At 72.5% G+C, this 25,658-nt stretch carries 22 protein-coding genes; 2 read left to right on the plus strand and 20 right to left on the minus strand.

Annotation, left to right across the window (positions count from 1 at the left end; translation table 11 throughout):
* Positions 1–334: 334 nt before the first annotated feature.
* From AC07DA_RS32040 to fmt, 6 genes are all read right to left on the minus strand, one after another.
* Positions 335–1,777, minus strand: coding sequence for a GuaB1 family IMP dehydrogenase-related protein (locus tag AC07DA_RS32040; protein ID WP_479131724.1), 1,443 nt, complete (start codon positions 1,775–1,777; stop codon positions 335–337).
* A 165-nt stretch (positions 1,778–1,942) separates the two neighbouring features.
* Entirely contained in the window at positions 1,943–2,260 is a 318-nt protein-coding gene (locus AC07DA_RS32045) for a barstar family protein (RefSeq protein ID WP_479131749.1), read from the minus strand.
* Between the two features lie 24 nt (positions 2,261–2,284).
* Positions 2,285–3,328, minus strand: a complete 1,044-nt coding sequence (locus AC07DA_RS32050; protein WP_479131725.1) for a sugar-binding transcriptional regulator — start codon at positions 3,326–3,328, stop codon at positions 2,285–2,287.
* A 78-nt stretch (positions 3,329–3,406) separates the two neighbouring features.
* Positions 3,407–4,093 (minus strand): ribulose-phosphate 3-epimerase, encoded by a 687-nt coding sequence (gene rpe, locus AC07DA_RS32055; RefSeq protein WP_479131726.1) that lies wholly within the window; start codon positions 4,091–4,093, stop codon positions 3,407–3,409.
* A gap of 206 nt (positions 4,094–4,299) precedes the next feature.
* Positions 4,300–5,718: an RsmB/NOP family class I SAM-dependent RNA methyltransferase gene (locus AC07DA_RS32060; RefSeq protein WP_479131727.1), complete on the minus strand. Its 1,419-nt coding sequence runs from the start codon at positions 5,716–5,718 to the stop codon at positions 4,300–4,302.
* A gap of 277 nt (positions 5,719–5,995) precedes the next feature.
* Positions 5,996–6,928 carry a methionyl-tRNA formyltransferase gene (gene fmt / locus AC07DA_RS32065; protein ID WP_479131728.1) on the minus strand — a complete coding sequence of 311 codons (933 nt, stop codon included), beginning with the start codon at positions 6,926–6,928 and terminating at the stop codon, positions 5,996–5,998.
* A gap of 324 nt (positions 6,929–7,252) precedes the next feature.
* Between fmt and AC07DA_RS32070 the strand changes: the two genes are divergently transcribed.
* Positions 7,253–7,798, plus strand: coding sequence for a hypothetical protein (locus AC07DA_RS32070; protein ID WP_479131729.1), 546 nt, complete (start codon positions 7,253–7,255; stop codon positions 7,796–7,798).
* Positions 7,799–8,003: 205 nt separating this feature from the next.
* On the opposite strand, the gene AC07DA_RS32075 is transcribed toward AC07DA_RS32070, so the two are convergent.
* From AC07DA_RS32075 to pyrR, 14 genes are all read right to left on the minus strand, one after another.
* Positions 8,004–10,169, minus strand: coding sequence for a primosomal protein N' (locus AC07DA_RS32075; RefSeq protein ID WP_479131730.1), 2,166 nt, complete (start codon positions 10,167–10,169; stop codon positions 8,004–8,006).
* 112 nt (positions 10,170–10,281) lie between these two features.
* Positions 10,282–11,490, minus strand: coding sequence for a methionine adenosyltransferase (metK, locus tag AC07DA_RS32080; RefSeq protein WP_479131731.1), 1,209 nt, complete (start codon positions 11,488–11,490; stop codon positions 10,282–10,284).
* 237 nt (positions 11,491–11,727) lie between these two features.
* Positions 11,728–12,930: a bifunctional phosphopantothenoylcysteine decarboxylase/phosphopantothenate--cysteine ligase CoaBC gene (gene coaBC, locus AC07DA_RS32085; RefSeq protein ID WP_479131732.1), complete on the minus strand. Its 1,203-nt coding sequence runs from the start codon at positions 12,928–12,930 to the stop codon at positions 11,728–11,730.
* Positions 12,931–13,071: 141 nt separating this feature from the next.
* The gene (gene rpoZ / locus AC07DA_RS32090; RefSeq protein WP_003988945.1) at positions 13,072–13,344 is read right to left on the minus strand and encodes a DNA-directed RNA polymerase subunit omega; all 273 of its coding nucleotides are present in this window, start codon (positions 13,342–13,344) and stop codon (positions 13,072–13,074) included.
* Positions 13,345–13,414: 70 nt separating this feature from the next.
* Entirely contained in the window at positions 13,415–14,008 is a 594-nt protein-coding gene (gmk, locus tag AC07DA_RS32095; protein ID WP_479131733.1) for a guanylate kinase, read from the minus strand.
* Positions 14,009–14,067: 59 nt separating this feature from the next.
* Positions 14,068–14,391 (minus strand): integration host factor, encoded by a 324-nt coding sequence (locus AC07DA_RS32100; protein WP_003977346.1) that lies wholly within the window; start codon positions 14,389–14,391, stop codon positions 14,068–14,070.
* Between the two features lie 277 nt (positions 14,392–14,668).
* On the minus strand, positions 14,669–15,514 hold the full coding sequence (gene pyrF, locus AC07DA_RS32105; protein WP_479131734.1) for an orotidine-5'-phosphate decarboxylase: 846 nt from the start codon (positions 15,512–15,514) through the stop codon (positions 14,669–14,671).
* Positions 15,511–16,617: a quinone-dependent dihydroorotate dehydrogenase gene (locus AC07DA_RS32110; RefSeq protein ID WP_479131735.1), complete on the minus strand. Its 1,107-nt coding sequence runs from the start codon at positions 16,615–16,617 to the stop codon at positions 15,511–15,513. The genes pyrF and AC07DA_RS32110 overlap by 4 nt, the downstream gene beginning before the upstream one ends.
* Positions 16,618–16,687: 70 nt before the next feature.
* Positions 16,688–19,996, minus strand: coding sequence for a carbamoyl-phosphate synthase large subunit (gene carB, locus AC07DA_RS32115; protein ID WP_479131736.1), 3,309 nt, complete (start codon positions 19,994–19,996; stop codon positions 16,688–16,690).
* The gene (carA, locus tag AC07DA_RS32120; RefSeq protein WP_479131738.1) at positions 19,989–21,131 is read right to left on the minus strand and encodes a glutamine-hydrolyzing carbamoyl-phosphate synthase small subunit; all 1,143 of its coding nucleotides are present in this window, start codon (positions 21,129–21,131) and stop codon (positions 19,989–19,991) included. Before carA ends, carB begins: the two co-directional genes overlap by 8 nt.
* Complete coding sequence (locus AC07DA_RS32125; RefSeq protein ID WP_479131740.1) at positions 21,128–21,697, minus strand: PH-like domain-containing protein; 570 nt, start codon at positions 21,695–21,697, stop codon at positions 21,128–21,130. Before AC07DA_RS32125 ends, carA begins: the two co-directional genes overlap by 4 nt.
* A complete protein-coding gene (locus AC07DA_RS32130; protein WP_479131741.1) occupies positions 21,694–22,980 on the minus strand; it encodes a dihydroorotase in 1,287 nt (428 codons plus the stop codon). The genes AC07DA_RS32125 and AC07DA_RS32130 overlap by 4 nt, the downstream gene beginning before the upstream one ends.
* Positions 22,977–23,963: an aspartate carbamoyltransferase catalytic subunit gene (locus tag AC07DA_RS32135; protein ID WP_479131742.1), complete on the minus strand. Its 987-nt coding sequence runs from the start codon at positions 23,961–23,963 to the stop codon at positions 22,977–22,979. Before AC07DA_RS32135 ends, AC07DA_RS32130 begins: the two co-directional genes overlap by 4 nt.
* A gap of 102 nt (positions 23,964–24,065) precedes the next feature.
* Complete coding sequence (gene pyrR / locus AC07DA_RS32140) at positions 24,066–24,632, minus strand: bifunctional pyr operon transcriptional regulator/uracil phosphoribosyltransferase PyrR (RefSeq protein ID WP_479131743.1); 567 nt, start codon at positions 24,630–24,632, stop codon at positions 24,066–24,068.
* Between the two features lie 267 nt (positions 24,633–24,899).
* Here pyrR and bldD point away from each other — a divergent pair, with 267 nt between their 5' ends.
* Positions 24,900–25,403, plus strand: coding sequence for a transcriptional regulator BldD (gene bldD, locus AC07DA_RS32145; RefSeq protein ID WP_010046440.1), 504 nt, complete (start codon positions 24,900–24,902; stop codon positions 25,401–25,403).
* Positions 25,404–25,658 lie beyond the last annotated feature (255 nt).

Here is a 25,658-nt window from a genome sequence, read left to right on the forward strand (position 1 = left end):
CACAGGGCCGGTGCGCTGGTCTCCGGGCGGCCGGGGCCTCCCTCGCCGGCCGGCCCTGTCGGTGCGGGCGCCCCAGCGGCTCCTCCGCGGGCCCGGTGGGCCGCCCGTCGAGCCGGCGCGAGGCGGGGACTCGGGGCCCCGCCCCGGCGCTCGATGCGGCGCGCGCGGAACGAGGTGGCACCCGGGAGACCGACCGCGCCGGTCGAGCAGCGGCGGTCCGCCGCCCGGCGGGCGAGGGACTTCGTGGCGTACGCGGGTGCCGAGGGTGAGGGGCGCGCAGGCGCGAAGGCCCCCGGTCTGCCTCCCGGGGGCCTTCCGCGGAGCGTGCGGCGCGTCAGCTCCAGCTGGCGTGCAGCGGCTTGCCCTCGGCGTATCCCGCGGCGCTCTGGATGCCGACGATGGCCTTCTCGGCGAACTCCTCCAGGGAGCCGGCACCGGCGTAGGTGCAGGAGGAGCGGACACCCGCGATGATCGAGTCGATCAGGTCCTCGACGCCCGGGCGGGCCGGGTCGAGGAACATGCGGGAGGTGGAGATGCCCTCCTCGAACAGCGCCTTGCGGGCCCGGTCGTACGCCGACTCCTCGGAGGTGCGGTTGCGCACGGCACGGGCGGAGGCCATGCCGAAGGACTCCTTGTAGGCGCGGCCCTGCGCGTCGTGCTGGAGGTCGCCCGGGGACTCGTAGGTTCCGGCGAACCAGGACCCGATCATCACGTTGGACGCGCCGGCCGCGAGGGCCATGGCCACGTCGCGGGGATGGCGGACGCCGCCGTCGGCCCACACGTGCTTGCCGTGCTTCCTCGCCTCGGCGGCGCACTCCAGCACGGCGGAGAACTGCGGCCGGCCGACGCCGGTCATCATGCGCGTGGTGCACATGGCGCCCGGGCCGACACCGACCTTGACGATGTCGGCGCCCGCCTCGATGAGGTCGCGCACGCCCGCGGCGGCCACGACGTTGCCCGCGACGATCGGCACCTGCGGGTCGAGGTCGCGCACCAGCTTCAGGGCGCTGATCATCGACTCCTGATGGCCGTGCGCGGTGTCGATGACGAGCGTGTCGACGCCCGCGTCGAGCAGCTGCTCGGCCTTGCCCGCGACGTCGCCGTTGATGCCGACGGCGGCGGCGACGCGCAGGCGGCCCCGGGCGTCGGTGGCCGGCGTGTACAGCGTGGCGCGCAGGGCGCCCTTGCGGGTGAGGATGCCGGCGAGCGTGCCGTCCGCGTGCACGGCCGGGGCGTAGCGGCGGTTGGCGTGGTCGAGGGTGCCGAAGGCCTCGCCGGGGTCCATGTCCGCGTCGATGAGCAGCAGGTCCCGGGACATGACCTCGGAGAGCTGCGTGAAGCGGTCCACGCCGGACAGGTCGGAGTCGGTGACCACACCGACCGGCTTGTGGTGCTCGTCGACGACGACGCCCGCGTTGTGCGCCCGCTTGGGCAGCAGCGAGAGGGCGTCCGCTACGGTCTGGTGCGGGGACAGGATGATCGGGGTGTCCAGCACCAGGTGGCGGCTCTTCACCCAGGAGACGACGTCGGTGACCACGTCGATCGGGATGTCCTGCGGTATCACCACCAGGCCGCCGCGGCGGGCCACGGTCTCGGCCATGCGGCGGCCGGCGATGGCGGTCATGTTGGCGACGACGAGCGGGATGGTGGTGCCCGTGCCGTCCGGGGAGCTGAGGTCGACGGCCTGCCGGGAGCCCACCGAGGAGCGGCTCGGCACCATGAAGACGTCGTCGTACGTCAGGTCGTACCCGGGCTGGATGTCATTGAGGAAACGCACGTGCTGCACATCCCAGTCGATCAGAGGTGACCCCCCGACCGGCCGGCCAGGGGGAAAAGAGCACGTACTTCATTCTCCCATGCCGGACGCCCGAACAACCCCGGGCGGAACATCCAGGCTGGTCAGGGGCCTGCTCGGAGGATGCTCCAAATCCGGGTGGCGGGCCTATGAGCCGAGGGTCACGAAGAGTCCCGGGCCGCGGTCCGTCGCCTCGGCGAAGATCTCCTCGGCGACCTGCCACTCCTCGGGCCGCGTCTCGGCGTACGCCCGCCAGCCCTTGACGACGACCAGCAGCCCCCGCTCCCCCGCCCCTTCGGGCCACAGGGCGGGGTCCGACAGGCAGTCGGCGAGGGCGTCCCAGTTGCGGCCGAACCACTCGGGCAGGGACAGGTCACGGGCGCAGCGGTCCATGAGGCCCGCCTTGTCCGTGACCCCGTCGAGGTCCAGCACGAGAACGATCCGGCCGGCCGGGTCGTCCGGCACGCCGTGCGCCTGGTCCGCCACCCGTCAGGCCCCGTCCGGGTCGGCCCGGTTGAGCGCGGGCTTCGGTGCCGGGCCCGCCGTCATGAGGTAGTCCGCGGCCGACGTGTCCGTCACCAGGCTGGTGACGAGCCCGGAGCGCAGCACCGCGTCGATCGCGGGTCCCTTGCGCTGCCCGCCCGCGATCGCCACGACCTCGGGGATCCGGCGCAGCTGGTCGGCCTTGACGGTGATGCACCGCTCGCCCAGGTCCCGCCCGACGCGGCGGCCCTCGGCGTCGAAGAGGTGCGCGGACATCTCGGCGGCGACCCCGAGGGAGGCGTAGTGCGCGCGCTCCTCGTCGCTGAGCATGTCGTGCACCGTCGAGATGCCCGGCTCCCAGGAGCCGATGGAGACGCAGGCGACGGTGACCTTGTCGAAGTGCTCGAAGGCCCGGGCGATGCCCGTCTGGTTGCGCAGCGCCGCGGCCGTGGCCGCGTCGGGCAGCAGCATGGGCGCGTAGATGGGGTGGGCGTCCCCGCCGGCCACCTGGGCGGCGCGGCGCACGGCCTCGACCGAGCCGCGCTCGGCGGTCCCGGCGTCGTACACCCCCGTCAGCTGCACCACCGTGCACGGGGGCAGCCGGTCGAGCGCCGCCGCCATGTGGATGGTGGAGCGGCCCCAGGCCAGGCCCAGCACGTCTCCTTCGTCGACCAGCTCGCCGAGCAGGTCGGCGGCCACCTCTCCCAGGTTCTCGGGGTCGGGCGTCTCCTCGGCCTCGGCCGGGGACTCGACCACGACGGCGTGCCTGAGCCCGTAACGGGCGCGGAGCGCGTCCGAGCGCTCGGCGTCCAGCTCCGCAGGCACACGGATCTCGATACGTACGAGATCCCGTTCGAGGGCGGTCTCCAGGACCCGGGCCACCTTGAAGCGGCTGACGCCGAACTCCTCGGCGATCTGGATCTTGGACTTCCCCTCGAGGTAGAAGCGGCGGGCCATGGCCGCCGCCTGCACCAGCTCAGCGGGTCCCATCCGCATGGCTGACCGGCCCGCCGACATACCCGACACGGCGATCTCCTCACTGCTGTTCACACTCTGGATTCGCCGTTCATCCTTGCAGATCCGGCGCGGATGATCAGCCCTGATGGGAGCCGTTCACTTTGCTGTGGCTCAGTGGTCGCAGGCCCAGGAGGCCTGCGCCGTCGCCGCCTCGGCCTGGGTGCGTAGTGCACGTACCGCTTCTGCCGGGTCGTTTGTCCCGTAGACCGCCGATCCGGCCACGAAGACGTCGGCTCCGGCCTCGGCGCAGCGCTCGATGGTGGACGCGGAAACTCCGCCGTCGACCTGGAGCCAGAGCTCCAGTCCGTGCTTGCTGATCAACTCACGGGTGCGGCGGATCTTCGGAAGCATGATGTCGAGGAAGGCCTGGCCCCCGAAGCCCGGCTCGACCGTCATGATCAGCAGCATGTCGAGCTCGGGGAGCAGGTCCTCGTACGGCTCGACGGGGGTCGCGGGCTTCAGCGCCATGGAGGCGCGGGCGCCCTTGGCCCGGATCTCCCGCGCGAGCCGGACCGGCGCGGCGGCGGCCTCCACGTGGAAGGTGACCGAACCGGCCCCCGCCTCCACGTACTGGGGCGCCCAGCGGTCGGGGGCCTCGATCATCAGATGGCAGTCCAGCGGGGTGTCCGTCGCACGGGCCAGCGACTCCACGACCGGCACGCCGAGCGTGAGGTTCGGGACGAAATGGTTGTCCATGACGTCGACATGGAGCCAGTCGGCTCCCTCCACGGCCTTCGCCTCGTCCGCGAGGCGGGCGAAGTCGGCGGACAGGATGCTCGGGTTGATCTGCACGGCCATGTCATAAGACTGCCATGCCCTCCGGGGGTTGTGGGCATCGGTCCCGGATGGTCTGCCGGGTGCGGGCCGGACTGGTGGTGGCCCTTGACTGGTGGTCCTGTTCGTGACGTCCCTGTTCCCGGGCGTGGGCCCGAAGGTGTGGTGGCCCCACCGGCTCACGCGCGAGGACGGCGGTGCGGCCTCCCGGGAGGGCGGCGGGGCGGGGCTCAGCCGGTCCGGCGGATGAGCGCCAGGTACATCGCGTCGGTCCCGTGCAGATGCGGCCACAGCTGCACGTCGGGACCCTCGCCCAGGTCCGGCACGCCCGGCAGCAGCGGCCGGGAGTCGATGAGCTCGGTGTCCGGGTGCTGCTTGAGGACGTCGGCGACGACGGCCCGGGTCTCGGCGAGGTGGGGCGAGCAGGTCGCGTAGCCGACGACCCCGCCCACCCGGACCGACTCCAGGGCGGTGCGCAGCAGCCCGCGCTGCAGCGGCGCGAAGCCCTCCAGGTCCTCGGGCCGGCGCCGCCAGCGCGCCTCGGGGCGACGCCGCAGGGCGCCGAGGCCGGTGCACGGCACGTCGACCAGCACCCGGTCGAAGCTGCCGGGCTGCCACGCCGGGCGGGTCCCGTCCGCGGCGATCACCTGGTACGGCCCCGGGTTCCCGTCCAGCGCCCTGGCCACGAGTCCGGCGCGGTGGGTCTGCTTCTCGGAGGCGACGAGCAGGGCACCCCGCTCGGCGGCCAGGGCACCGAGCAGCGCGGCCTTGCCACCGGGGCCGGCGCACCCGTCCAGCCACCGCCGGTCGGGCCCGTCCACCGGCGCGTTGGCGAGGGCGATCGCGACGAGCTGGCTGCCCTCGTCCTGCACGCCCGCGCGCCCGTCCCGCACGGCCGGGACGGCACCCGGCTCACCGCCCTCGCTCAGCCGCACCGCGTACGGCGACCAGCGCCCCGGAACGGCGGCGTCCTCACCCAGCAACTCCTCGGCGGTGGCCCGGCCGGGCCGCGCCACCAGGGTCACCTCGGGCCGGTCGTTGTCGGCCCGCAGCAGCTCCTCGATGCCGGCGCGCCCGCCGCCCAAGGAGTCCCACAGGGCGGACACGACCCAGCGCGGGTGCGAGTGCACGACGGCGAGATGGTCCTCGGGATCGTCCTCGTACGGCGGCGCCACCCGCTCCAGCCAGCCCTCCAGGTCCTCCCGCGCGACCTTGCGCAGCACGGCGTTGACGAACTTGGCCCGCCCGTCACCGAGCACGACCCGCGCCAGCTCGACGGTGGCGGACACGGCCGCGTGCGTCGGGATCCGCGTGCCGAGCAACTGGTGCGCGCCGAGGCTGAGCACGTCCAGCACCGGCGGGTCGACCTCGCCGAGCGGCCGGTCCACGCAGGTCGCGAGGATCGCGTCGTACGTGCCCTGCCGCCGCAGCGTCCCGTACACCAGCTCGGTGGCGAGCGCCGCGTCCCGCGCGTCGAAGTCGCCCTTGTCCCGGGCCTTGCGCAGCAGCGGCGGCAGAACGAGGTTGGCGTAGGCGTCCCGCTCGTCCACGGCCCGCAGCGCCTCGAAGGCGAGGATGCGGACGGGGTCCTTCTGGGGGCGGCGGTAGGGCTTGCCGGACGGGCGGGGCCGACGGGGCTGGTCGCTCACGGAAAAGGTGCTCCGGGGGTGAGAGGAAGTGCGCGCTCCAGCGTACGCCGCGACACGGTGCGAGCCGGGGTGAGGTGGGCAGGAGGGAGGGACGCGTGGGGTGGGTCGACCTGGACGGGTGGAGGGCCGGGCCTGGCCTGGTGGGTGGGTCGGGCCGGGTGGGCTCGGCACGTCGCACAGGCCCGGAACGTCGTGCGGTGGAGGCTCGTCGCACAGACCCGGCACGTCGCGTGGTGCCGGCCCGTCGCGTGGTGCCGGCCCGTCGCGTGGTGCCGGCTCAGCTCCCGAGCCGCTCCCCCTCCGCGATCCGCACGCCGCGCGCCCAGTCCGCCGCCCGCATCGGCTTCTTGCCCTGGGCCTGCACCCACAGCAGCTCGACACCGTGCGAGCCGGTGCCGACGTACACGTTGTTCTTCCCGGCGGCGATCTGCCCGGGGGCGAGGTCCGACCGCTCGGGCACGGGGGCGGCCTGGATGAGCTTGAGCCGCTCACCGCGGAACGTGGTCCAGGCGCCGGGCGCCGGGGTGCAGCCCCGCACCACCCGGTCGATGCGCAGCGCGGGCGCGTTCCAGTCGAGGTGGGCGTCCTCGACACTGACCTTGGGGGCCAGGCTGACGCCCTCGGCCGGCTGCGGAACGGCCTTCAGCGTGCCGTCCTCGATCCCGTCCATGGTCGCCGCGAGCAGCCCGGCCCCGGCGAAGGCGAGCCGGGTCAGCAGGTCCCCGCTGGTGTCGGTGGCCCGGATCTCCTCGGTCACCGTGCCGTACACCGGCCCCGAGTCGAGCCCTTCCTCGATCAGGAAGGTGGAGGCCCCGGTGATCTCGTCCCCGGCCATGATGGCGTGCTGCACGGGCGCGGCCCCCCGCCAGGCCGGCAGCAGCGAGAAGTGCAGGTTGACCCAGCCGTGCGCGGGGATGTCGAGGGCGACCCGGGGCAGCAGCGCGCCGTAGGCGACGACGGGGCAGCAGTCGGGGCCGATCTCCCGCAGCCGCTCCAGGAACTCGGGGTCCCTCGGCTTCGCCGGCTTCAGCACCTCGATCCCGGCCTCCTCCGCCCGCTCGGCGACGGGCGACGCGACGAGCCTGCGCCCGCGGCCGGCCGGCGCGTCGGGGCGCGTGACGACCGCGGCCACCTCGTGCCGCCCGGTGGCGAGAAGAGCGTCCAGGGCGGGAACGGCGACCTCGGGGGTACCGGCGAAGACGAGCTTCATGGGGTGGTGGCGGCCTCTCGGTCGGGGGCGATCATGTGCAACGCCCAAGTCTATGAGCAGGAAACGGATCGCCGCAGACGGCGGCCCGCCCCCACGGGAGAGCCGGGCGTCGGGACGGACAACTTCGGGCGGTGCACGGGCGGGAGACGACGACCGACGGCCGCAGGCCGAGGCGCACGCCCCGCGCAAACGGGCGCACGCATATGCCCCCACGCCCCCACACCGTGACCAGCGGAGCGAATCGGCGTTGGTCAAGACAGAGTTGACCACTACGGGCCGCGATCGCGGCCCATTCCTTTCAACGCCGGTTCGAGAGGCTTGTTCATGGCCGACCACGCAACCCACGACGCCCAGGCTCGGGCCAGCCTGCACTTGCTGGTGCGGGACATCGAGCGGGTCCGCCGGCAGGTGGACGCACTGCGCACCTTGACCGCCCAGCTGGGCAACGTCTACCGCCCGCGCCGCTCCGGCCCTTCCACGGGCTTCGTCGTCTACGGACGCGCCCCCGCCCCGACCGTACGTCTCGCCCAGGAGCTGCGGGACAGTGTCGAGACCCTGGTCACGGCGGCCGTGGACTTCGACCGCTCACTCGGCTTCTCGTGGGACGCGGTGGGCTCCGCACTCGGAGTCACCAAACAGGCAGTCCACCGCCGTTACGGCGCACGCCGGGCCACGGCCCAGACCGCCGGGGCCGAGCCGGAGCGCGCACCGGAGCCCTCCGGCAGCCGCACGGTCAACGTGACCACCGGCCTGCCCGCGGTCCCGACGGTCCCCGCGGCCCGGTCCATGCCGACGCAGCCCACGGCGGGCAGCCCGGCCCTGCGCGACGAGGCGCGGCCGACGGCGTTCCCGGGCCCGCGCAACGGCTGACCGGCCCTCCGCCCCGCCCTCCCGGACCGCACCCGGGAGGGCGGCCGCGTCCTGCGGCAGTGGAGCCGGGCTCCCGGGACGTCGGCCGCGTGTATGGATGGCCAAGCCGGGCTCCAGGACACCCCGTTCGGCCGACGTCCGCCGGGCTGGCCCTCAGCCGACGCACCTCGGCTCGGCCCTCGGCGGGCGTCCGCCGAATCTCCCCTCAACCGATGTCCGCCGGATCGATCCGCACCCAGACCCCGGCTCCGGCGCCGTTCCCGCCCGCACTCCCCCGGGCCATCCGCGCGGCCTGCGCGGCCTTCAGCGAGGCGGCCAGCGCCGCTCCCCGCCCCGGCGGCACCCGCACCAGCGCCCGCTCCCACTGCTCCCCGGGCGGCGGCGCCCCCGTCCGCCGGGGGCGCCCGGCCGCGGTGACGGGCAGCGGCACCGGCCCCAGCACCTCGGCCTCCGGCGGCAGCTCGGCCGTGCGGAGGAAGTCGGCGACGGCCTCCGCCGGGCCCGACACCGCCGCCATCCGGGACACCGGGGGGAAGCCCAGCTCGGCCCGCTCGGCCAGCTCCCGCACCGCGTGACCGACGGGATCCCACCGGACGAGTGCCTGCACCGGCCGCAGCGTCGGCTCGGCCACGACCACCACCGTGCCGCCGGCGGGCTGCGGCCGGACGAGCGACGCGGCCGCGATCCACCGCCGCAAGGCGTCCTCCCCGGCCCGCAGGTCGGGCCGCCCGAGCATGGCCCACCCGTCCAGCAGCAGCGCCGCCGCGTACCCGCCCTCGGCGACGGGTTCGGCCCCCGGCGTGCTCACCACCAGCGCGGGGGCCCCGGGCACCGTGTCCAGGACGTGTTCCCGCCCCGAGGTGCGCACCGGTACCGCCGGGAAGGCCCGTCCGAGTTCCTCGGCCGTCCGCCGCGCCCCCACCACCGAGGCGCGCAGCCGGAACCCGCCGCACTCCGGACAGTGCCAGCCGCTCTCCTCACGTCCGCACCAGCCGCAGCACAGCGCGCCCCCGTCCCGTGCCTCCAACGGCCCCGAGCAGTGCCGGCAGCGCGCGGGCGCCCGGCAGTCGGCGCACGCCATGCGCGGCACGTATCCCCGCCGGGGCACCTGCACCAGCACCGGTCCGTGCTTCAGACCCTCCCGGACGGCCTGCCAGGCCAGGGTCGGCAGCCGCGCGGCCCGGGCGGCCTCGTCCCGCGCGAGATCCCCGTCCCCGACGGTCCGGACGAGCGGGGCGGCGGCGCGCACCTGGTCCCGGCCGGCGACGAGCGGCCGCGCCCAGCCGCTCTCGACGAGCTGGGCCGCCTCCACCGTGCAGGCCCAGCTGCCCAGCAGGAAGCCGCACTTGTCTTGGGCGGCCCGCAGCAGGAGCACCTCGCGGGCGTGCGGCTGCGGGGCGTGCTGCTCGCTGTGGCTGTCGTCCCCGTCGTCCCAGAGGGCGACCAGGCCGAGGTCCTGGACCGGTGCGAACATCGCGGCCCGGGTCCCGACCACGGCCCGTACCGAGCCGCGCCGTACCGCGAGCCACTGCGCGTAGCGCTTCTCGGGGCCGGCGTCGGCGGTGAGCACGGCGTGCCGCCCGTCCCCCAGCAGCGCGGTCAGCGCGGCGTCGACCCGGGCCACGGCCCGTCCGTCGGGCAGGACGACGAGCGCCCCGCGGCCGGAGGCCAGCGTCGCCGCGACGGCCCGGGCCAGCTCCTCGCTCCACTGCGGTCCCGGCAGGGCGTTCCACACGGCCCGGGGCGCGCCGCCGGAGGCCAGCGATTCCAGGAAGGCCTCTCCCCGCTCGTACCGCTGCCAGGACCCGGCCTCGGGCGCCGGGGGCGGCGGCAGGGGCTGCGGGGAGGCGCGCTGCTCGGCCCGTGCGTTGCGCGGCGGCACGGCGAGCTGCAGGACGTCGGCGAGGCTGCCCGCGTACCGGTCGGCGACCGCCCGGGCCAGCCCCAGCAGTTCCTCGCTCAGCACCCGCTCGGGCGACACGACCTGGGCGAGGGCGGCCAGCGGCTCGGAGTAGTCGGACTCGGGCAGACGCGCGACGAGGAACCCGTCGATCAGCCCGCCGCCCTCCCGGCGTCCCTCCCGCACCCGGTGCCGCCCGGCCCCGAAGCGCACCCGCACGCGTACGCCCGGCTGGGCCTGCTCGTCCAGTTCCTCGGGGACGGCGTAGTCGAAGTACCGGTCGAGGTGGAGCACGCCCTTGTCGACGAGCACCCGTGCGACGGGCAGCTCCTTGGCGAGTGCGGCACCCCGCCACGTCCGCGGCTTGGCCCGGGGCGTCCGCGCCTTGCGCACGCTCTCCCGGATGAGCGCGAGCTGCTCGGGCGGCGCACCCTGCGCACCGTCGTCCGTCCGACCGTTCTCGCTGCTCACGCTTGCATTCTTACCAAACACCACTGACATCCGGCGGTGCCCGGGAAAGGCCCGGACACGGCGCAGGCCCGGCCCCCCGGAGGGGAACCGGGCCCGAAGCCCTGGGGGCTGGTTACAGCCCCGCCGCCTTGCGCAGCGCGTCCACGCGGTCCGTGCGCTCCCAGGTGAAGTCGGGCAGCTCGCGGCCGAAGTGGCCGTACGCCGCCGTCTGGGAGTAGATCGGGCGCAGCAGGTCGAGGTCGCGGATGATGGCGGCCGGACGGAGGTCGAAGACCTCGTCGATCGCCTTCTCGATCCGGTCCGTGTCGACCTTGGCGGTGCCGAAGGTCTCGACGAACAGACCGACGGGCTCGGCCTTGCCGATCGCGTACGCCACCTGGACCTCGCAGCGGGTGGCGAGACCCGCGGCGACCACGTTCTTGGCGACCCAGCGCATCGCGTACGCGGCGGAACGGTCGACCTTGGACGGGTCCTTGCCGGAGAAGGCGCCGCCGCCATGGCGGGCCATGCCGCCGTACGTGTCGATGATGATCTTGCGGCCGGTCAGGCCGGCGTCGCCCATCGGGCCGCCGATCTCGAAGCGGCCGGTGGGGTTGACCAGCAGGCGGTAGTTCTCCGTGTCGAGCTTGATGCCATCGTCCAGGAGGGCCTTCAGCTCCGGCTCGACGACGAACTCCTTGATGTCGGGAGCCAGGAGCGAGTCCAGGTCGATGTCGGAGGCGTGCTGCGAGGAGACGACCACGGTGTCCAGGCGGACCGCCTTGTCACCGTCGTACTCGATGGTGACCTGCGTCTTGCCGTCCGGGCGCAGGTAGGGGATCGTGCCGTTCTTGCGCACGTCGGACAGGCGCTTGGACAGGCGGTGGGCCAGGAAGATCGGCAGCGGCATCAGCGTCGGCGTCTCGTCCGTCGCGTAGCCGAACATCAGGCCCTGGTCGCCGGCGCCCTGCTTGTCGAGCTCGTCCTCGTCGCCCTCGACACGGGACTCGTACGCCGTGTCCACACCCTGGGCGATGTCGGGCGACTGGGCGCCGATCGACACCGAGACGCCGCAGGAGGCGCCGTCGAAGCCCTTCTTCGAGGAGTCGTAGCCGATTTCGAGGATCTTGCTCCGGACCAGCGTCGCGATGTCCGCGTACGTCTTGGTGGTGACCTCACCGGCCACGTGCACCAGGCCGGTCGTGATCAGGGTCTCGACGGCGACCCGGGAGGTCGGGTCGTCGCGCAGGAGCGCGTCGAGAATGGTGTCGCTGATCTGGTCAGCGATCTTGTCGGGGTGACCCTCGGTCACGGACTCCGAGGTGAAGAGACGACGGGACACAACGCTCCCTGGGGTTGCAGCGGCTGCTGGCTGATCATTGGCGGACGGCGGGGGCTGCACCCGGCGCCGTCCGTGGAACAGTTTACGGGTCACGCTTCGGCCACGGTCCCCCCGTCTCGCCACTCGGGAGTGCTGTGACCTGCGGCACGGGCATTCTGCCCAATCCCGAGCGGCGTTGGCCAGAGGCGCCACGCTCCGATCGACCGGGTTTCGAGCGGGCGTGCACCACGTGAGGAATCAGCCCAGCCGTGCGGCCACCAGGTCCCACACCGTCTCGGCCAGGGCTTCCTTCGGTCCGTGCGCCACCGGCGTCTCGCTGCCGTCGGCGCCGAGCACGACGGCCTCGTTCTCCTCGGAGCCGAACGTCTTGCGCTCCCCCACCTCGTTCACCACGAGCAGGTCACAGCCCTTGCGCTTGAGTTTGGCGCGGCCGTTGGCGAGGACGTCGTCGGTCTCCGCGGCGAAGCCGACGACGACCTGTCCGGGGCGGGCGCGATCGGCCGAAATCTCCGCGAGGATGTCCGGATTCCGCACCAGCGCGATCGGCTCCGGCTCCTGGTCGTCCTTCTTCTTGATCTTCCCGGCCGCGTACGCGGCCGGGCGGAAGTCCGCGACGGCCGCCGCCATGACCACGGCGTCGGCGTCGGCGGCGGCCTTCAGCACCGCCTCACGGAGCTGCACGGCCGTGCCGACGGGGACGACGTCCACCCCGGCCGGGTCCGGCAGGGCGCTGTTGGCGGCGATCAGCGTGACGCGGGCGCCGCGGGCGGCGGCGGTGCGGGCGAGGGCGTAGCCCTGCTTGCCGGAGGAGCGGTTGCCGAGGAAGCGGACGGGGTCCAGGGGCTCGCGGGTGCCTCCGGCGCTGACGACGACGTGCCGGCCCGTGAGGTCGGGCTCACGGACGCCCCGGGCGAGCACGCGGCGGCACACCTCGAAGATCTCGGCCGGGTCGGGCAGCCGGCCCTTGCCGGTGTCGACGCCGGTGAGGCGGCCCACGGCCGGCTCGATGACGAGGGCGCCGCGGCGGCGCAGCGTCGCCACGTTCTCCTGGGTGGCCGGGTGCTCCCACATCTCCGTGTGCATGGCGGGGGCGAAGACGACCGGGCAGCGGGCGGTGAGCAGGGTGTTGGTGAGGAGGTCGTCGGCGAGGCCGTGGGCCGCCTTGGCGAGCAGGTCGGCGGTGGCCGGGGCCACGACGACCAGGTCGGCGTGCCGGCCGATGCGCACGTGCGGCACCTCGTGCACGTCGTCCCAGACCTCGGTGGAGACCGGCTGGCCGGAGAGCGCGGACCAGGTCGCGGCGCCCACGAAGTGCAGCGCGGACGCGGTGGGCACCACCCGCACGTCATGGCCCGACTCCGTCAGCCGCCGCAGCAGCTCACAGGCCTTGTACGCGGCGATGCCGCCACTGACCCCCAGAACGACCTTCGGCTTGTCCACGTCTCTCCCCGTCTCTCCCCGTCTCTTCCCGGCCCCGGCGACCGGCGCACCGTACGCCTCCATGACACACCACAGGCCCGGCAGTCGACCTGCCGGGCCTGTGGAAAAGTCAGCGTCAAGCTGCAAATACTACTTATGACGTTACTGCGCCGGGCCTTCGACGGCCTCGGACGTGAGCAGCCCCGCGTTGATCTCGCGAAGGGCGATCGAGAGCGGCTTCTCGTGGACGTGCGTGTCGACGAGAGGACCGACGTACTCGAGGAGACCTTCGCCGAGCTGCGAGTAGTACGCGTTGATCTGGCGGGCCCGCTTGGCCGCGTAGATCACGAGGCTGTACTTCGAGTCGGTGGCCTCGAGGAGCTCGTCGATCGGCGGGTTGATGATGCCCTCGGGCGCGGAGATGGAAGAGGACACGCTCTACCTTCCGATGGATGGGAAAGATTCTGTCGGGATGATCAGCGAGGACCGGATCGGTCAGCGATGGTCACACGACGTTCATCAAGGCTAGCAGCTCGCGCGCCACGTCCTCGACGGAGGTGTTGACCAGCGTCGTGTCGAACTCCGGTTCGGCGGCCAGCTCGATCTTGGCGGCCTCCAGCCTGCGCTCGATCACCTCGGGCGGTTCGGTGCCCCGCCCGGTGAGCCTGCGCACCAGCTCCTCCCAGGAGGGAGGGGCCAGGAACACCAGCTGGGCCTCGGGCATCGACTCCCGGACCAGGCGGGCACCCTGCAGGTCGATCTCGAGCAGGACGGCCTCGCCCTTCTCCAGGCGCTCCGCCACGGCCGCGCGCGGCGTGCCGTAGCGGTTGCCGGCGAACTCGGCCCACTCCAGCAGTTCGCCGTTGGCGATCAGCTTGTCCATCTCGTCGTCGGTGACGAAGAAGTAGTGGACTCCGTGCTGCTCGCCGGGGCGGGGCTTGCGGGTCGTCGCCGACACCGAGAGCCAGACCTCGGGGTGTTCCTTGCGCATATGAGCGACGACCGTGCTCTTGCCGACCCCGGAGGGGCCGGAGAGCACGGTCAGCCGCGGACGTACGTCCGGGGGTACGGGGGTCGTCCCCCGGGGTGTTGCTGCCATGCAGCGATTATCCAGCAATCCCGGAGTGCCCGGGACTCGCTTCCCCGGAAGTGCCCGGCTCAGGAGCCGGTGCTGCCGAACTCGCGCTCCAGGGAGGCGATCTGGTTGGAACCGAGGCCGCGCACACGGCGGCTCTCGGAGATGCCCAGCCGCTCCATGATCTGCTTGGCGCGGACCTTGCCCACGCCCGGCAGGGACTCAAGGAGGGCGGAGACCTTCATCTTGCCGATGACGTCGTTCTCCTGGCCCTGCTTGATGACCTCGTGGAGGGAGGCGCCGGAGTGCTTGAGTCGATTCTTGACCTCGGCCCGCTCCCGGCGAGCCGCGGCGGCCTTTTCGAGCGCGGCTGCGCGCTGTTCAGGGGTAAGGGGCGGAAGAGCCACGCCTACGTCACCTCGGATGTCGAACTGTCGGATACGGACCGGTGAGGAACCTAGTCGCCCCACACCTGGGGAGCCACGAGCAACACACGCTTGCCCGCTCTCTCGTCGGAGACTAGCGGGCAAGTCCGCCAGAGTCAGCGAGAACAGCGGAAAAGTCCTGGTCAGCCTTCATCTGAACGGACATTTAGGACATACTGCCCCGGATTTGAGGATGTATTCAGACTCAAGCGGCCCGCTGACCACGCATCGGAGGTCTCGCGGTATGGTCTGGACCGCCTCACGGTGACGTCACGGCGTCCCGGATCTCCTGAGCGAAGCGTTCGGCGGCGTCACGCAGAGCGACCGTGTCGGGACCGTGGCGCAGCACGCCCCGGCTGACGTTCGGCACGACGTTGCGCACGGCCGTGCCGAAGACCCCTGGGAGATCGGCCGGCGTGGCCCCTTGGGCGCCGATACCGGGCGCGAGGAGCGGGCCGTTGATGCCGAGGTCGTACGTGGAGAGGTCACCGAGGGTGGCGCCGACGACCGCGCCGAAGGAGCCCAGCGGCTCCTCCCCCGCGTTCTCGGCGGCCAGGTGCGCCAGCATCGTCGCCCCGACGTTCCGGCCGTCGGAGCGCACGGCGTGCTGCACCTCGCCGCCCTCCGGGTTGGAGGTCAGCGCCAGTACGAACAGCCCGGCGCCGCTCTCCCGGGCCAGCGCGACGGCCGGGGCGAGGGAGCCGTAGCCGAGGTAGGGCGAGACGGTCAGGGCGTCGGAGAACAGCGGCGCGTCCTGGTGCAGGAAGGACTCGGCGTAGGCGGCCATGGTCGAGCCGATGTCGCCGCGCTTGGCGTCCATGACGACCAGCGCGCCCGCCGCCCGGGCCTCGGCGACGGACGTCTCCAGCACGGCGACGCCGCGCGAGCCGAAGCGCTCGAAGAACGCGCTCTGCGGCTTGAGCACGGCGACCCGGTCGGCGACCGCCTCGACGACCGTGCGGCTGAACCGCTCCAGACCGGCCACGTCGTCGTTCAGGCCCCACTCGGCGAGCAGGGAGGCGTGCGGGTCGATGCCGACGCACAGCGGGCCGCGCTCGTCCATGGCGCGGCGCAGACGCGCGCCGAAGGGTTCGAGACCGCTCATGCCGTCTTCCTCACGTCGGCGCCCACCGCGTCGGCGAGCGTGGCGTACGGGCTGGTGCGCAGCCGCGCGGCGAGCCCCTTGTGGATCGCGCGGGCGTAGAAGGGACCCTCGTAGACGAAGGCGCTGTAGCCCTGGACGAGGGTGGCGCCGGCCAGGATGCGCTGCCAGGCGTCCTCGGCGTTCTCGACGCCGCCGACGCCCACCAGGGTGATCCGGTCGCCCACGCGCGCGTAGAGGCGGCGCAGGACCTCCAGGGAGCGTTCCTTCAGGGGTGCGCCGGACAGGCCGCCGGTCTCCTCGACCAGGGCCGGGCCGGACGTCAGGCCGAGTCCCTCGCGCGCGATGGTGGTGTTCGTGGCGATGATCCCGTCCAGGCCGAGTTCCACGGCGAGGTCGGCGACGGCGTCGACGTCCTCGTCGGCGAGGTCCGGCGCGATCTTGACCAGGAGCGGGACGCGCCGCGCGGACACGGCCCGGTCGGCGGCCTCGCGGACGGCGCTCAGCAGGGGGCGCAGCGCCTCGGTGGCCTGGAGGTCGCGCAGGCCGGGCGTGTTCGGGGAGGAGACGTTGACCACCAGGTAGTCGGCGTGGGGCGCGAGCCGCTCGGCGGACTTCACGTAGTCCGCGACGGCCTCCTCCTCGGGTACGACCTTGGTCTTGCCGATGTTGACGCCCACGACCGTCTTGAAGACGGGCGTCCGGGAGGCGAGGCGGGCGGCGACGCGCAGCGAGCCGTCGTTGTTGAAGCCCATGCGGTTGATCAGCGCCCGGTCCTCGACGAGGCGGAACAGCCGCTGCCGGGGGTTGCCGGGCTGCGGTTCGCCGGTCACCGTGCCGATCTCGACGTGGTCGAAGCCCAGCATGGCCATGCCGTCGATGCCGACGGCGTTCTTGTCGAAGCCGGCCGCGAGCCCGAAGGGGCCGTGCATGCGCAGCCCGAGGGCCTCGGTGCGCAGCTCCTTGTGGCGGGGCGCGAGGGCGGCCGCGAGGAAGGTGCGCAGCACCGGTACCCGGGCGGCCAGGCGGATCCAGCGGAAGGCGAGGTGGTGCGCCCGCTCCGGGTCCAGCCGCTTGAAGACGAGACGGAAGAAGATCTTGTACATGGTGTCCTCACGAGGACCTGGAGTCCTCACGAAGAGGGGGACACCGTTTCCGGTGTCCCCCTCGGGGCTGCTAGTCGCGGGCCGCGGTCAGGTGTTCCGCGTGTTCCTGGAGCGAGCGGACGCTCACGTCGCCGCGGTTGAGGGCGTCGATGCCCTGGACCGCCGCCGCCAGCGCCTGGACCGTCGTCAGGCAGGGTACGGAGCGCGCCACGGCCGCCGTACGGATCTCGTAGCCGTCGAGGCGGCCGCCGGTGCCGTACGGGGTGTTGACGATGAGGTCGACCTCGCCGTCGTGGATGAGCTGGACGATGGTCTTCTCGCCGTTCGGCCCGGTGCCCTCGGACTGCTTGCGCACGACCGTGGCGTGGATGCCGTTGCGCTTGAGGACCTCGGCGGTGCCGGAGGTGGCGAGGAGCTCGAAGCCGTGCGCGACCAGCTCGCGGGCCGGGAAGATCATCGAGCGCTTGTCGCGGTTGGCGACCGAGATGAAGGCGCGGCCCTTGGTGGGCAGCGGGCCGTAGGCGCCCGCCTGCGACTTGGCGTACGCCGTGCCGAAGACGGCGTCGATGCCCATCACCTCGCCGGTGGAGCGCATCTCCGGGCCCAGGACCGTGTCGACGCCGCGGCCGTGGACGTCGCGGAAGCGCGACCACGGCATGACCGCCTCCTTGACGGAGATCGGCGCGTCCAGCGGGAGCTCACCGCCGTCGCCGTGCCGGGGCAGCAGGCCCTCGGCGCGCAGCTCGGCGATGGTGGCGCCGAGCGAGATCCGGGCGGCGGCCTTGGCCAGCGGCACCGCCGTCGCCTTCGAGGTGAAGGGGACGGTCCGGGACGCGCGCGGGTTGGCCTCCAGGACGTAGAGGATGTCGCCCGCGAGCGCGAACTGGATGTTGATCAGGCCGCGCACGCCGACGCCCTTGGCGATGCTCTCCGTGGAGGCGCGCAGCCGCTTGATGTCGAAGCCGCCGAGGGTGATCGGGGGCAGGGCGCACGCCGAGTCGCCGGAGTGGATGCCGGCCTCCTCGATGTGCTCCATGACACCGCCCAGGTACAGCTCCTCGCCGTCGTAGAGGGCGTCGACGTCGATCTCTATGGCGTCGTCGAGGAACCGGTCGACCAAGACCGGCCGGGACGGGCTGATCTCGGTCGACTCGGCGATGTACGCCTCCAGGCGGGTCTCGTCGTAGACGATCTCCATGCCGCGTCCGCCGAGGACGTACGAGGGGCGCACCAGGACCGGGTAGCCGATCTCGTCGGCGATGGCCTTGGCCTCGGCGAAGGTGGTGGCCGTGCCGTGCTTCGGGGCGGGCAGGCCGGCCTCGGCGAGGACCCGGCCGAAGGCGCCGCGGTCCTCGGCGGCGTGGATGGCCTCCGGGGAGGTGCCGACGATCGGCACGCCGTTGTCCTTCAGCGCCTGCGACAGACCGAGCGGGGTCTGGCCGCCGAGCTGGACGACGACGCCCGCCACCGGTCCGGCCTGCTGCTCGGCGTGGACGATCTCCAGCACGTCCTCCAGCGTCAGCGGCTCGAAGTACAGGCGGTCGGAGGTGTCGTAGTCCGTGGAGACGGTCTCCGGGTTGCAGTTGACCATCACCGTCTCGTAGCCCGCGTCGCTCAGCGCGAAGGAGGCGTGGACGCAGGAGTAGTCGAACTCGATGCCCTGGCCGATGCGGTTCGGGCCGGAGCCCAGGATGATGACGGCCGGCTTCTCGCGGGGCGCGACCTCGGTCTCCTCGTCGTAGGAGGAGTAGAAGTACGGCGTCTTGGCGGCGAACTCCGCGGCGCAGGTGTCGACCGTCTTGTAGACCGGGCGGACGCCCAGGGCGTGCCGGACCTCGCGGACGACGTCCTCGCGCAGGCCGCGGATCTCGCCGATCTGGGTGTCGGAGAAGCCGTGCCGCTTGGCCTCGGCGAGCAGGCCGGTCGTCAGCTCGGGCGCCTCGGCCAGCTCGTCGGCGATCTCCTTGATGAGGAAGAGCTGGTCGACGAACCAGGGGTCGATCTTCGTGTACTCGAAGACCTCCTCGGGGGTGGCACCCGCGCGGATGGCCTGCATGACGGTGTTGATGCGGCCGTCGGTGGGGCGGACCGACGCGCGCAGCAGCTCCTCCTTGTCGCCGGTCTCGCCGACGAACGTGAACTGGCTGCCCTTCTTCTCCAGGGAGCGCATGGCCTTCTGGAAGGCCTCGGTGAAGTTGCGGCCGATGGCCATGGCCTCGCCGACCGACTTCATGGTGGTGGTGAGGGTGGAGTCGGCGCTCGGGAACTTCTCGAAGGCGAACCGCGGGGCCTTGACGACCACGTAGTCGAGCGTCGGCTCGAAGGAGGCCGGGGTCTCCTGCGTGATGTCGTTCGGGATCTCGTCCAGCGTGTAGCCGACGGCCAGCTTGGCGGCGATCTTGGCGATCGGGAAGCCGGTGGCCTTGGAGGCGAGGGCCGAGGAGCGCGACACGCGCGGGTTCATCTCGATGACGATGACCCGGCCGTCCTCGGGGTTGACCGCGAACTGGATGTTGCAGCCGCCGGTGTCGACACCGACCTCGCGGATCACGGCGATGCCGATGTCGCGCAGGATCTGGTACTCGCGGTCGGTGAGGGTCATCGCCGGGGCGACCGTGATCGAGTCGCCGGTGTGCACGCCCATCGGGTCGAAGTTCTCGATGGAGCAGACGACCACGACGTTGTCGTTCTTGTCGCGCATCAGCTCCAGCTCGTACTCCTTCCAGCCGAGGATGGACTCCTCCAGGAGCACCTCGGTGGTCGGCGAGAGCGTGAGGCCGGTGCCCGCGATGCGGCGCAGCTCCTCCTCGTCGTGGGCGAAGCCGGAGCCGGCGCCGCCCATGGTGAAGGAGGGGCGGACCACGACCGGGTAGCCGCCGAGCTCCTCGACGCCCTTGAGGACGTCGTCCATGGAGTGGCAGATGAAGGACCGGGCGGACTCGCCGTGGCCGATCTTCTTGCGGACCTCCTCCACGACCTCCTTGAACTGGTCGCGGTCCTCGCCCTTGTGGATCGCCTCGACGTTGGCGCCGATCAGCTCGACGCCGTACTTGTCGAGGACGCCGTTCTCGTGCAGCGAGATGGCGGTGTTGAGGGCCGTCTGGCCGCCCAGGGTGGGCAGCAGCGCGTCGGGCCGCTCCTTGGCGATGATCTTCTCGACGAACTCGGGGGTGATCGGCTCGACGTAGGTGGCGTCGGCGATCTCCGGGTCGGTCATGATCGTCGCCGGGTTGGAGTTCACCAGGACGACCCGCAGGCCCTCGGCCTTGAGGACGCGGCACGCCTGGGTGCCGGAGTAGTCGAACTCGGCGGCCTGGCCGATGACGATCGGGCCGGAGCCGATGACCAGGACGGACTGGATATCGGTGCGCTTAGGCACGCTGGCCCTCCATCAGGGAAACGAAGCGGTCGAACAGGTAGGCGGCGTCGTGCGGGCCCGCTGCCGCTTCGGGGTGGTACTGGACGCTGAAGGCGGGGCGGTCGAGCAGCTGCAGCCCTTCCACCACGTTGTCGTTCAGGCAGACGTGCGACACCTCGGCGCGGCCGAACGGGGTCTCGGAGACCTGGTCGAGCGGGGCGTCGACGGCGAAGCCGTGATTGTGCGCGGTGACCTCGACCTTGCCGGTCGTACGGTCCTGCACCGGCTGGTTGATGCCGCGGTGGCCGTACTTCAGCTTGTAGGTGCCGAAGCCGAGGGCGCGGCCGAGGATCTGGTTGCCGAAGCAGATGCCGAACAGTGGCGTGCTCCGCTCCAGGACGCCCCGCATGACGGAGACGGCGTGGTCGGCGGTGGCCGGGTCGCCGGGGCCGTTGGAGAAGAACACGCCGTCCGGGTTCACCGCGTAGACGTCCTCGACGGTCGCGGTCGCCGGGAGCACGTGCACCTCGATGCCGCGCTCGGCCATGCGGTGCGGGGTCATGCCCTTGATGCCGAGGTCGACGGCGGCGACGGTGAACTTCTTCTCGCCGATCGCGGGCACGACGTACGGCTCGGTGGTGGCGACCTCGGCGGAGAGGTTCGCGCCCTTCATCTGCGGGGCTTCCTGCACGCGCGCCAGGAGCGCGGCGTCGTCCCGGACGGCGTCGCCGCTGAAGATGCCGACGCGCATGGCGCCGCGCTCGCGCAGGTGGCGGGTGAGGGCGCGGGTGTCGACGCCGGAGATCCCGACGACGCCCTGGGCGGCCAGCTCCTCGTCCAGCGTGCGCCGGGAGCGCCAGCTGGACGGCACGCGCGCGGGGTCGCGCACGACGTAGCCGGAGACCCAGATGCGCTTGGACTCCATGTCCTCGTCGTTGACGCCGGTGTTGCCGACGTGCGGGGCGGTCATCACCACGACCTGGCGGTGGTACGAGGGGTCGGTGAGGGTCTCCTGGTAGCCGGTCATGCCGGTGGAGAACACCGCTTCGCCGAAGGTCTCCCCCACGGCCCCGTAGGCGCGGCCGCGGAAGACCCGGCCGTCCTCCAGGACGAGTACGGCGGGAGTTTTCGCTGCTCCCCTGGTGGAGGTGGTCATCGTTCGGCGCCTTCCCTGGTGTTCGTCTCGATCATGGAGTTGATGGTGGCGACCCACTCGTTGTGCTCGGCCGCGCGGTCGGAGCGGAAGCCGGAGTCGATCAGCCGGTCCCCGTGCTCCCAGGTGACGACCAGCAGGCCGCCCTCGGTGAGCACCTTGCCGGCGATGCCCTTGTCGAGCCGGGCCTCGCGCAGCTGCGCCACCGGGACGAAGAAGTCCTCCGCCCCGGGGCGTACGACGTCGAGGCCGGCGTCCGTCAGCGTCAGCTCGGCGCGGCTGCGGGCGCCCAGGCCCCGGGCGACGATGCGGTCGAGCCACTGCCCCGCGGTGGTGGAACCGTGGTAACGGCCGGTCATCGTGAGCCGGGCGGGGCCCGGGTCGTCCGGGGCGGTGGGCAGCTCGGGCAGGTCGCCCTGGAGGGTGCCGCGCCACTTCCAGCCCTCGCGCATCAGCCAGTAGACGAGCGCGACGAACAGGGCGAGGCCGACGACCCAGCCGATGCGGGCGGCCCAGTCGGTCACTTCCGCCGATTCCTTCTCGGCGGCCAGCAGGAGTACAGGTGTCACGTGAGCTTCCCGTCGACGAGCGTGGCCTTGCCCCGCAGCCACGTGTGCGTCACACGGCCCGGCAGCTCGCGGCCCTCGTAGGGGGTGTTGCGGCTGCGCGAGGCGAAGCCCGCGGGGTCCACCAGCCCACGGTAAGCCGTGTCGACCAGGGTGAGGTTGGCGGGCTCACCTGCCGAGACGGGACGGCCCTGGCCGGCGGCCTGTCCGATCCGCGCGGGCTTGACGGACATCCGGTCGGCGACACCGGCCCAGTCCAGCAGACCCGTGTCGACCATGGTCTCCTGCACCACCGACAGCGCGGTCTCCAGCCCGACCATGCCCATGGCGGCCGCGGCCCACTCGCAGTCCTTGTCCTCGTGCGGGTGCGGGGCGTGGTCGGTGGCGACGATGTCGATCGTGCCGTCGGCGAGCGCCTCGCGCAGGGCCATCACGTCGCGCTCGGTGCGCAGCGGCGGGTTGACCTTGTAGACGGGGTTGTACGTGCGGACCAGCTCGTCGGTCAGGAGCAGGTGGTGCGGGGTGACCTCGGCGGTGACCTGGATGCCGCGCGACTTGGCCCAGCGGACGATCTCGACGGACCCGGCGGTCGACAGGTGGCAGACGTGCACGCGGGAGCCGACGTGGTCGGCGAGCAGGACGTCCCGGGCGATGATCGACTCCTCGGCCACCGCGGGCCAGCCGCCGAGGCCCAGCTCGGCGGAGACGACGCCCTCGTTCATCTCTGCGCCCTCGGTCAGCCGCGGCTCCTGCGCGTGCTGGGCGACGACACCGCCGAAGGCCTTCACGTACTCCAGGGCGCGGCGCATGATCACGGCGTCGTGGACGCACTTGCCGTCGTCGGAGAAGACGGTGACGCCGGCGGCCGACTCGTGCATGGCGCCCAGCTCGGCGAGCTTCCTGCCGTCGAGCCCGACGGTGACGGCGCCGATCGGCTGGACGTCGCAGTAGCCGTGCTCCTTGCCGAGCCGCCAGACCTGCTCGACGACGCCGGCGGTGTCGGCGACCGGGAAGGTGTTGGCCATGGCGAAGACGGTGGTGTAGCCGCCGGAGGCGGCGGCCCGGGTGCCGGTGAGGACGGTCTCGGAGTCCTCGCGGCCCGGCTCGCGCAGGTGGGTGTGCAGGTCGACCAGGCCCGGCAGCAGCACCTTGCCCCCGGCCTCGACGACCTCGGCGCCCTCCGCGGACAGCCCGTTGCCCACCTCGGCGATGGTCCCGCCGTCGATCAGCACGTCCTGCGGCTCGCCGCCGAGCACCTTCGCACCACGGATCAGGGTCTTGCTCATCGGTCTTGCTTCTCCTCGGTACGGGGGTGGGTGACGGCGGGCTCGTTTCCACCGAGCAGCAGGTACAGGACGGCCATCCGGATGGACACTCCGTTCGCGACCTGCTCGACGACGGTGCAGCGGTCGGAGTCGGCGACCTCGGCGGTGATCTCCATGCCGCGGACCATGGGTCCGGGGTGCATCACGACGGCGTGCTCGGGCATCCGCGCCATGCGGTCGCCGTCCAGGCCGTAGCGCCGGGAGTACTCGCGCTCGGTGGGGAAGAACGCGGCGTTCATGCGCTCGCGCTGGACGCGCAGCATCATCACCGCGTCCGACTTGGTCAGCGTGCTGTCGAGGTCGTAGGAGACCTCGCAGGGCCAGGTCTCGACGCCGACGGGCAGCAGGGTGGGTGGGGCGACGAGGGTGACCTCGGCGCCGAGGGTGTGCAGCAGGTCGACGTTGGAGCGGGCGACCCGGCTGTGCAGCACGTCGCCGACGATGGTGATGCGCCGGCCTTCGAGGTCCTGGCCGAGTCCGGCGTCCGGGCCGATCAGGCGGCGGCGCATGGTGAAGGCGTCCAGCAGGGCCTGGGTGGGGTGCTGGTGGGTGCCGTCACCGGCGTTGACGACGACCGCGTCGATCCAGCCGGAGTTCGCCAGCCGGTAGGGGGCTCCGGAGGCGCCGTGCCGGATGACCACGGCGTCGACGCCCATGGCCTCCAGGGTCTGGGCGGTGTCCTTGAGGGACTCGCCCTTGGAGACGCTGGAGCCCTTGGCGGAGAAGTTGATCACGTCCGCGGACAGCCGCTTCTCGGCGGCCTCGAAGGAGATGCGGGTGCGGGTGGAGTCCTCGAAGAAGAGGTTGACGATCGTGCGGCCGCGCAGGGTCGGCAGCTTCTTGATCGGCCGGTCGGCGACCCGGGCCATCTCCTCGGCGGTGTCGAGGATCAGGACGGCGTCGTCGCGGGTGAGGTCGGCGGCCGAGATGAGATGACGCTGCATCTGTCAGGCTCCGTAAGGCAGTTCAAACGGGAGATTCGGGGCAGACGGGCGCGCGGGCGCGCGCACTGAGCCGACGTACGACAGCGGCGTACGTCTGCGGCGCTACTGGGCGTCCGGCTTGGCACCGAGCAGCACGGTGTCGCGACCGTCCTCCTCGGCGAGCAGGACCTTGACCGTCTCCCGCAACGACGTGGGGAGGTTCTTGCCGACGTAGTCGGCGCGAATGGGCAGTTCGCGGTGGCCGCGGTCGACGAGCACGGCGAGCTGCACCGCGCGCGGGCGCCCGATGTCGTTCAGGGCGTCGAGGGCGGCGCGGATGGTGCGGCCGGAGAAGAGCACGTCGTCGACGAGGACGACGAGCTTGCCGTCGATGCCGTCACCGGGGATCTCGGTGCGGGCCAGCGCACGCGGCGGGTGCATGCGCAGGTCGTCGCGGTACATGGTGATGTCGAGCGAGCCGCACGGAACCTTGCGTTCGGTGATCTGCTCCAGCTTGTCGGCGATCCGCCGGGCGAGGAAGACGCCCCGGGTCGGGATGCCGAGGAGCACCACGTCGTCGGCGCCCTTGGCGCGTTCGACGATCTCGTGGGCGATGCGGGTCAGTACCCGCGCGATGTCGGGCCCTTCGAGAACGGGCCGGGCATCGGACGGTGCGTCGTGCGTGTCCATACGAAACGGACCTCCTTCTCCGCCTCACGGGACGGACCTTAAAGGACGTCGGGATTGCGCCATCCACGGTAGCAGGCCCCTCGCCGTCCCCCGTACGGCCCCCTCGGATCACCTATTCGGCCCAACGCGGTGCCGATACCACGGAAGAGTCGGTGCGGACCATTCGGCTTGACGCGGCAGAGTAACGCTGCGTAACCTCACAGTGAGTTACCAGCCGCGCGGGCTGGCACCCACGCCAGACGCGTCGACACAGTGCCGGGGAGCTATATGTCCAGCGAATACGCCAAACAGCTCGGGGCCAAGCTCCGGGCGATCCGCACCCAGCAGGGCCTTTCCCTCCACGGTGTCGAGGAGAAGTCCCAGGGACGCTGGAAGGCGGTCGTGGTCGGTTCGTACGAGCGCGGTGACCGCGCCGTGACGGTGCAGCGCCTTGCCGAGCTGGCGGATTTCTACGGCGTTCCGGTGCAGGAGCTGCTCCCGGGCACGACCCCGGGCGGCGCCGCCGAGCCGCCGCCGAAGCTGGTCCTGGACCTGGAGCGGCTGGCCACGGTGCCGGCCGAGAAGGCGGGCCCCCTGCAGCGCTACGCGGCCACGATCCAGTCGCAGCGCGGTGACTACAACGGCAAGGTGCTCTCGATCCGCCAGGACGATTTGCGCACACTCGCCGTCATCTACGACCAGTCGCCCTCGGTGCTCACCGAGCAGCTGATCAGCTGGGGTGTCCTGGACGCGGACGCCCGCCGCGCGGTGGCCACCCACGAGGAGGGCTGACCGCTCCGCGGAACCCCCGCGCAAGCCAGCAGAAACGTGGCGCCGGGGGGGGGGGGGGGGGGGGGGGGGGGGGGGCCCCCCCCCCGCGGGGGGGGGGGGGGGGGGGGGGGCGGGGGGGGCGGGGGGGGGCGGGGGGGGGGGGGGGGGGGGGGGGGGGGGGGCGGGGGGGGGGGCCGGGGGGGGGGGGGGGGGCGCGGGTTTCGTGGGAGCAGTCATGGCCTTCCGATGGTGCCACGCACAGGCGCCGTCGCGGGC

It is taken from the genome of Streptomyces sp. NPDC044921 (assembly GCF_056432865.1).

Bases quoted from the DNA above. Each gene is read 5' to 3' on its own strand.
- rpe (WP_479131726.1), bottom strand. From the start codon at position 4,093: ATGGCCGTGCAGATCAACCCGAGCATCCTGTCCGCCGACTTCGCCCGC.
- fmt (WP_479131728.1), bottom strand. From the start codon at position 6,928: ATGAAGCTCGTCTTCGCCGGTACCCCCGAGGTCGCCGTTCCCGCCCTG.
- AC07DA_RS32070 (WP_479131729.1), top strand. From the start codon at position 7,253: ATGGCCGACCACGCAACCCACGACGCCCAGGCTCGGGCCAGCCTGCAC.
- gmk (WP_479131733.1), bottom strand. From the start codon at position 14,008: ATGGCAGCAACACCCCGGGGGACGACCCCCGTACCCCCGGACGTACGT.
- pyrF (WP_479131734.1), bottom strand. From the start codon at position 15,514: ATGAGCGGTCTCGAACCCTTCGGCGCGCGTCTGCGCCGCGCCATGGAC.
- AC07DA_RS32110 (WP_479131735.1), bottom strand. From the start codon at position 16,617: ATGTACAAGATCTTCTTCCGTCTCGTCTTCAAGCGGCTGGACCCGGAG.
- carA (WP_479131738.1), bottom strand. From the start codon at position 21,131: ATGACCACCTCCACCAGGGGAGCAGCGAAAACTCCCGCCGTACTCGTC.
- AC07DA_RS32130 (WP_479131741.1), bottom strand. From the start codon at position 22,980: ATGAGCAAGACCCTGATCCGTGGTGCGAAGGTGCTCGGCGGCGAGCCG.
- AC07DA_RS32135 (WP_479131742.1), bottom strand. From the start codon at position 23,963: ATGCAGCGTCATCTCATCTCGGCCGCCGACCTCACCCGCGACGACGCC.
- pyrR (WP_479131743.1), bottom strand. From the start codon at position 24,632: ATGGACACGCACGACGCACCGTCCGATGCCCGGCCCGTTCTCGAAGGG.
- bldD (WP_010046440.1), top strand. From the start codon at position 24,900: ATGTCCAGCGAATACGCCAAACAGCTCGGGGCCAAGCTCCGGGCGATC.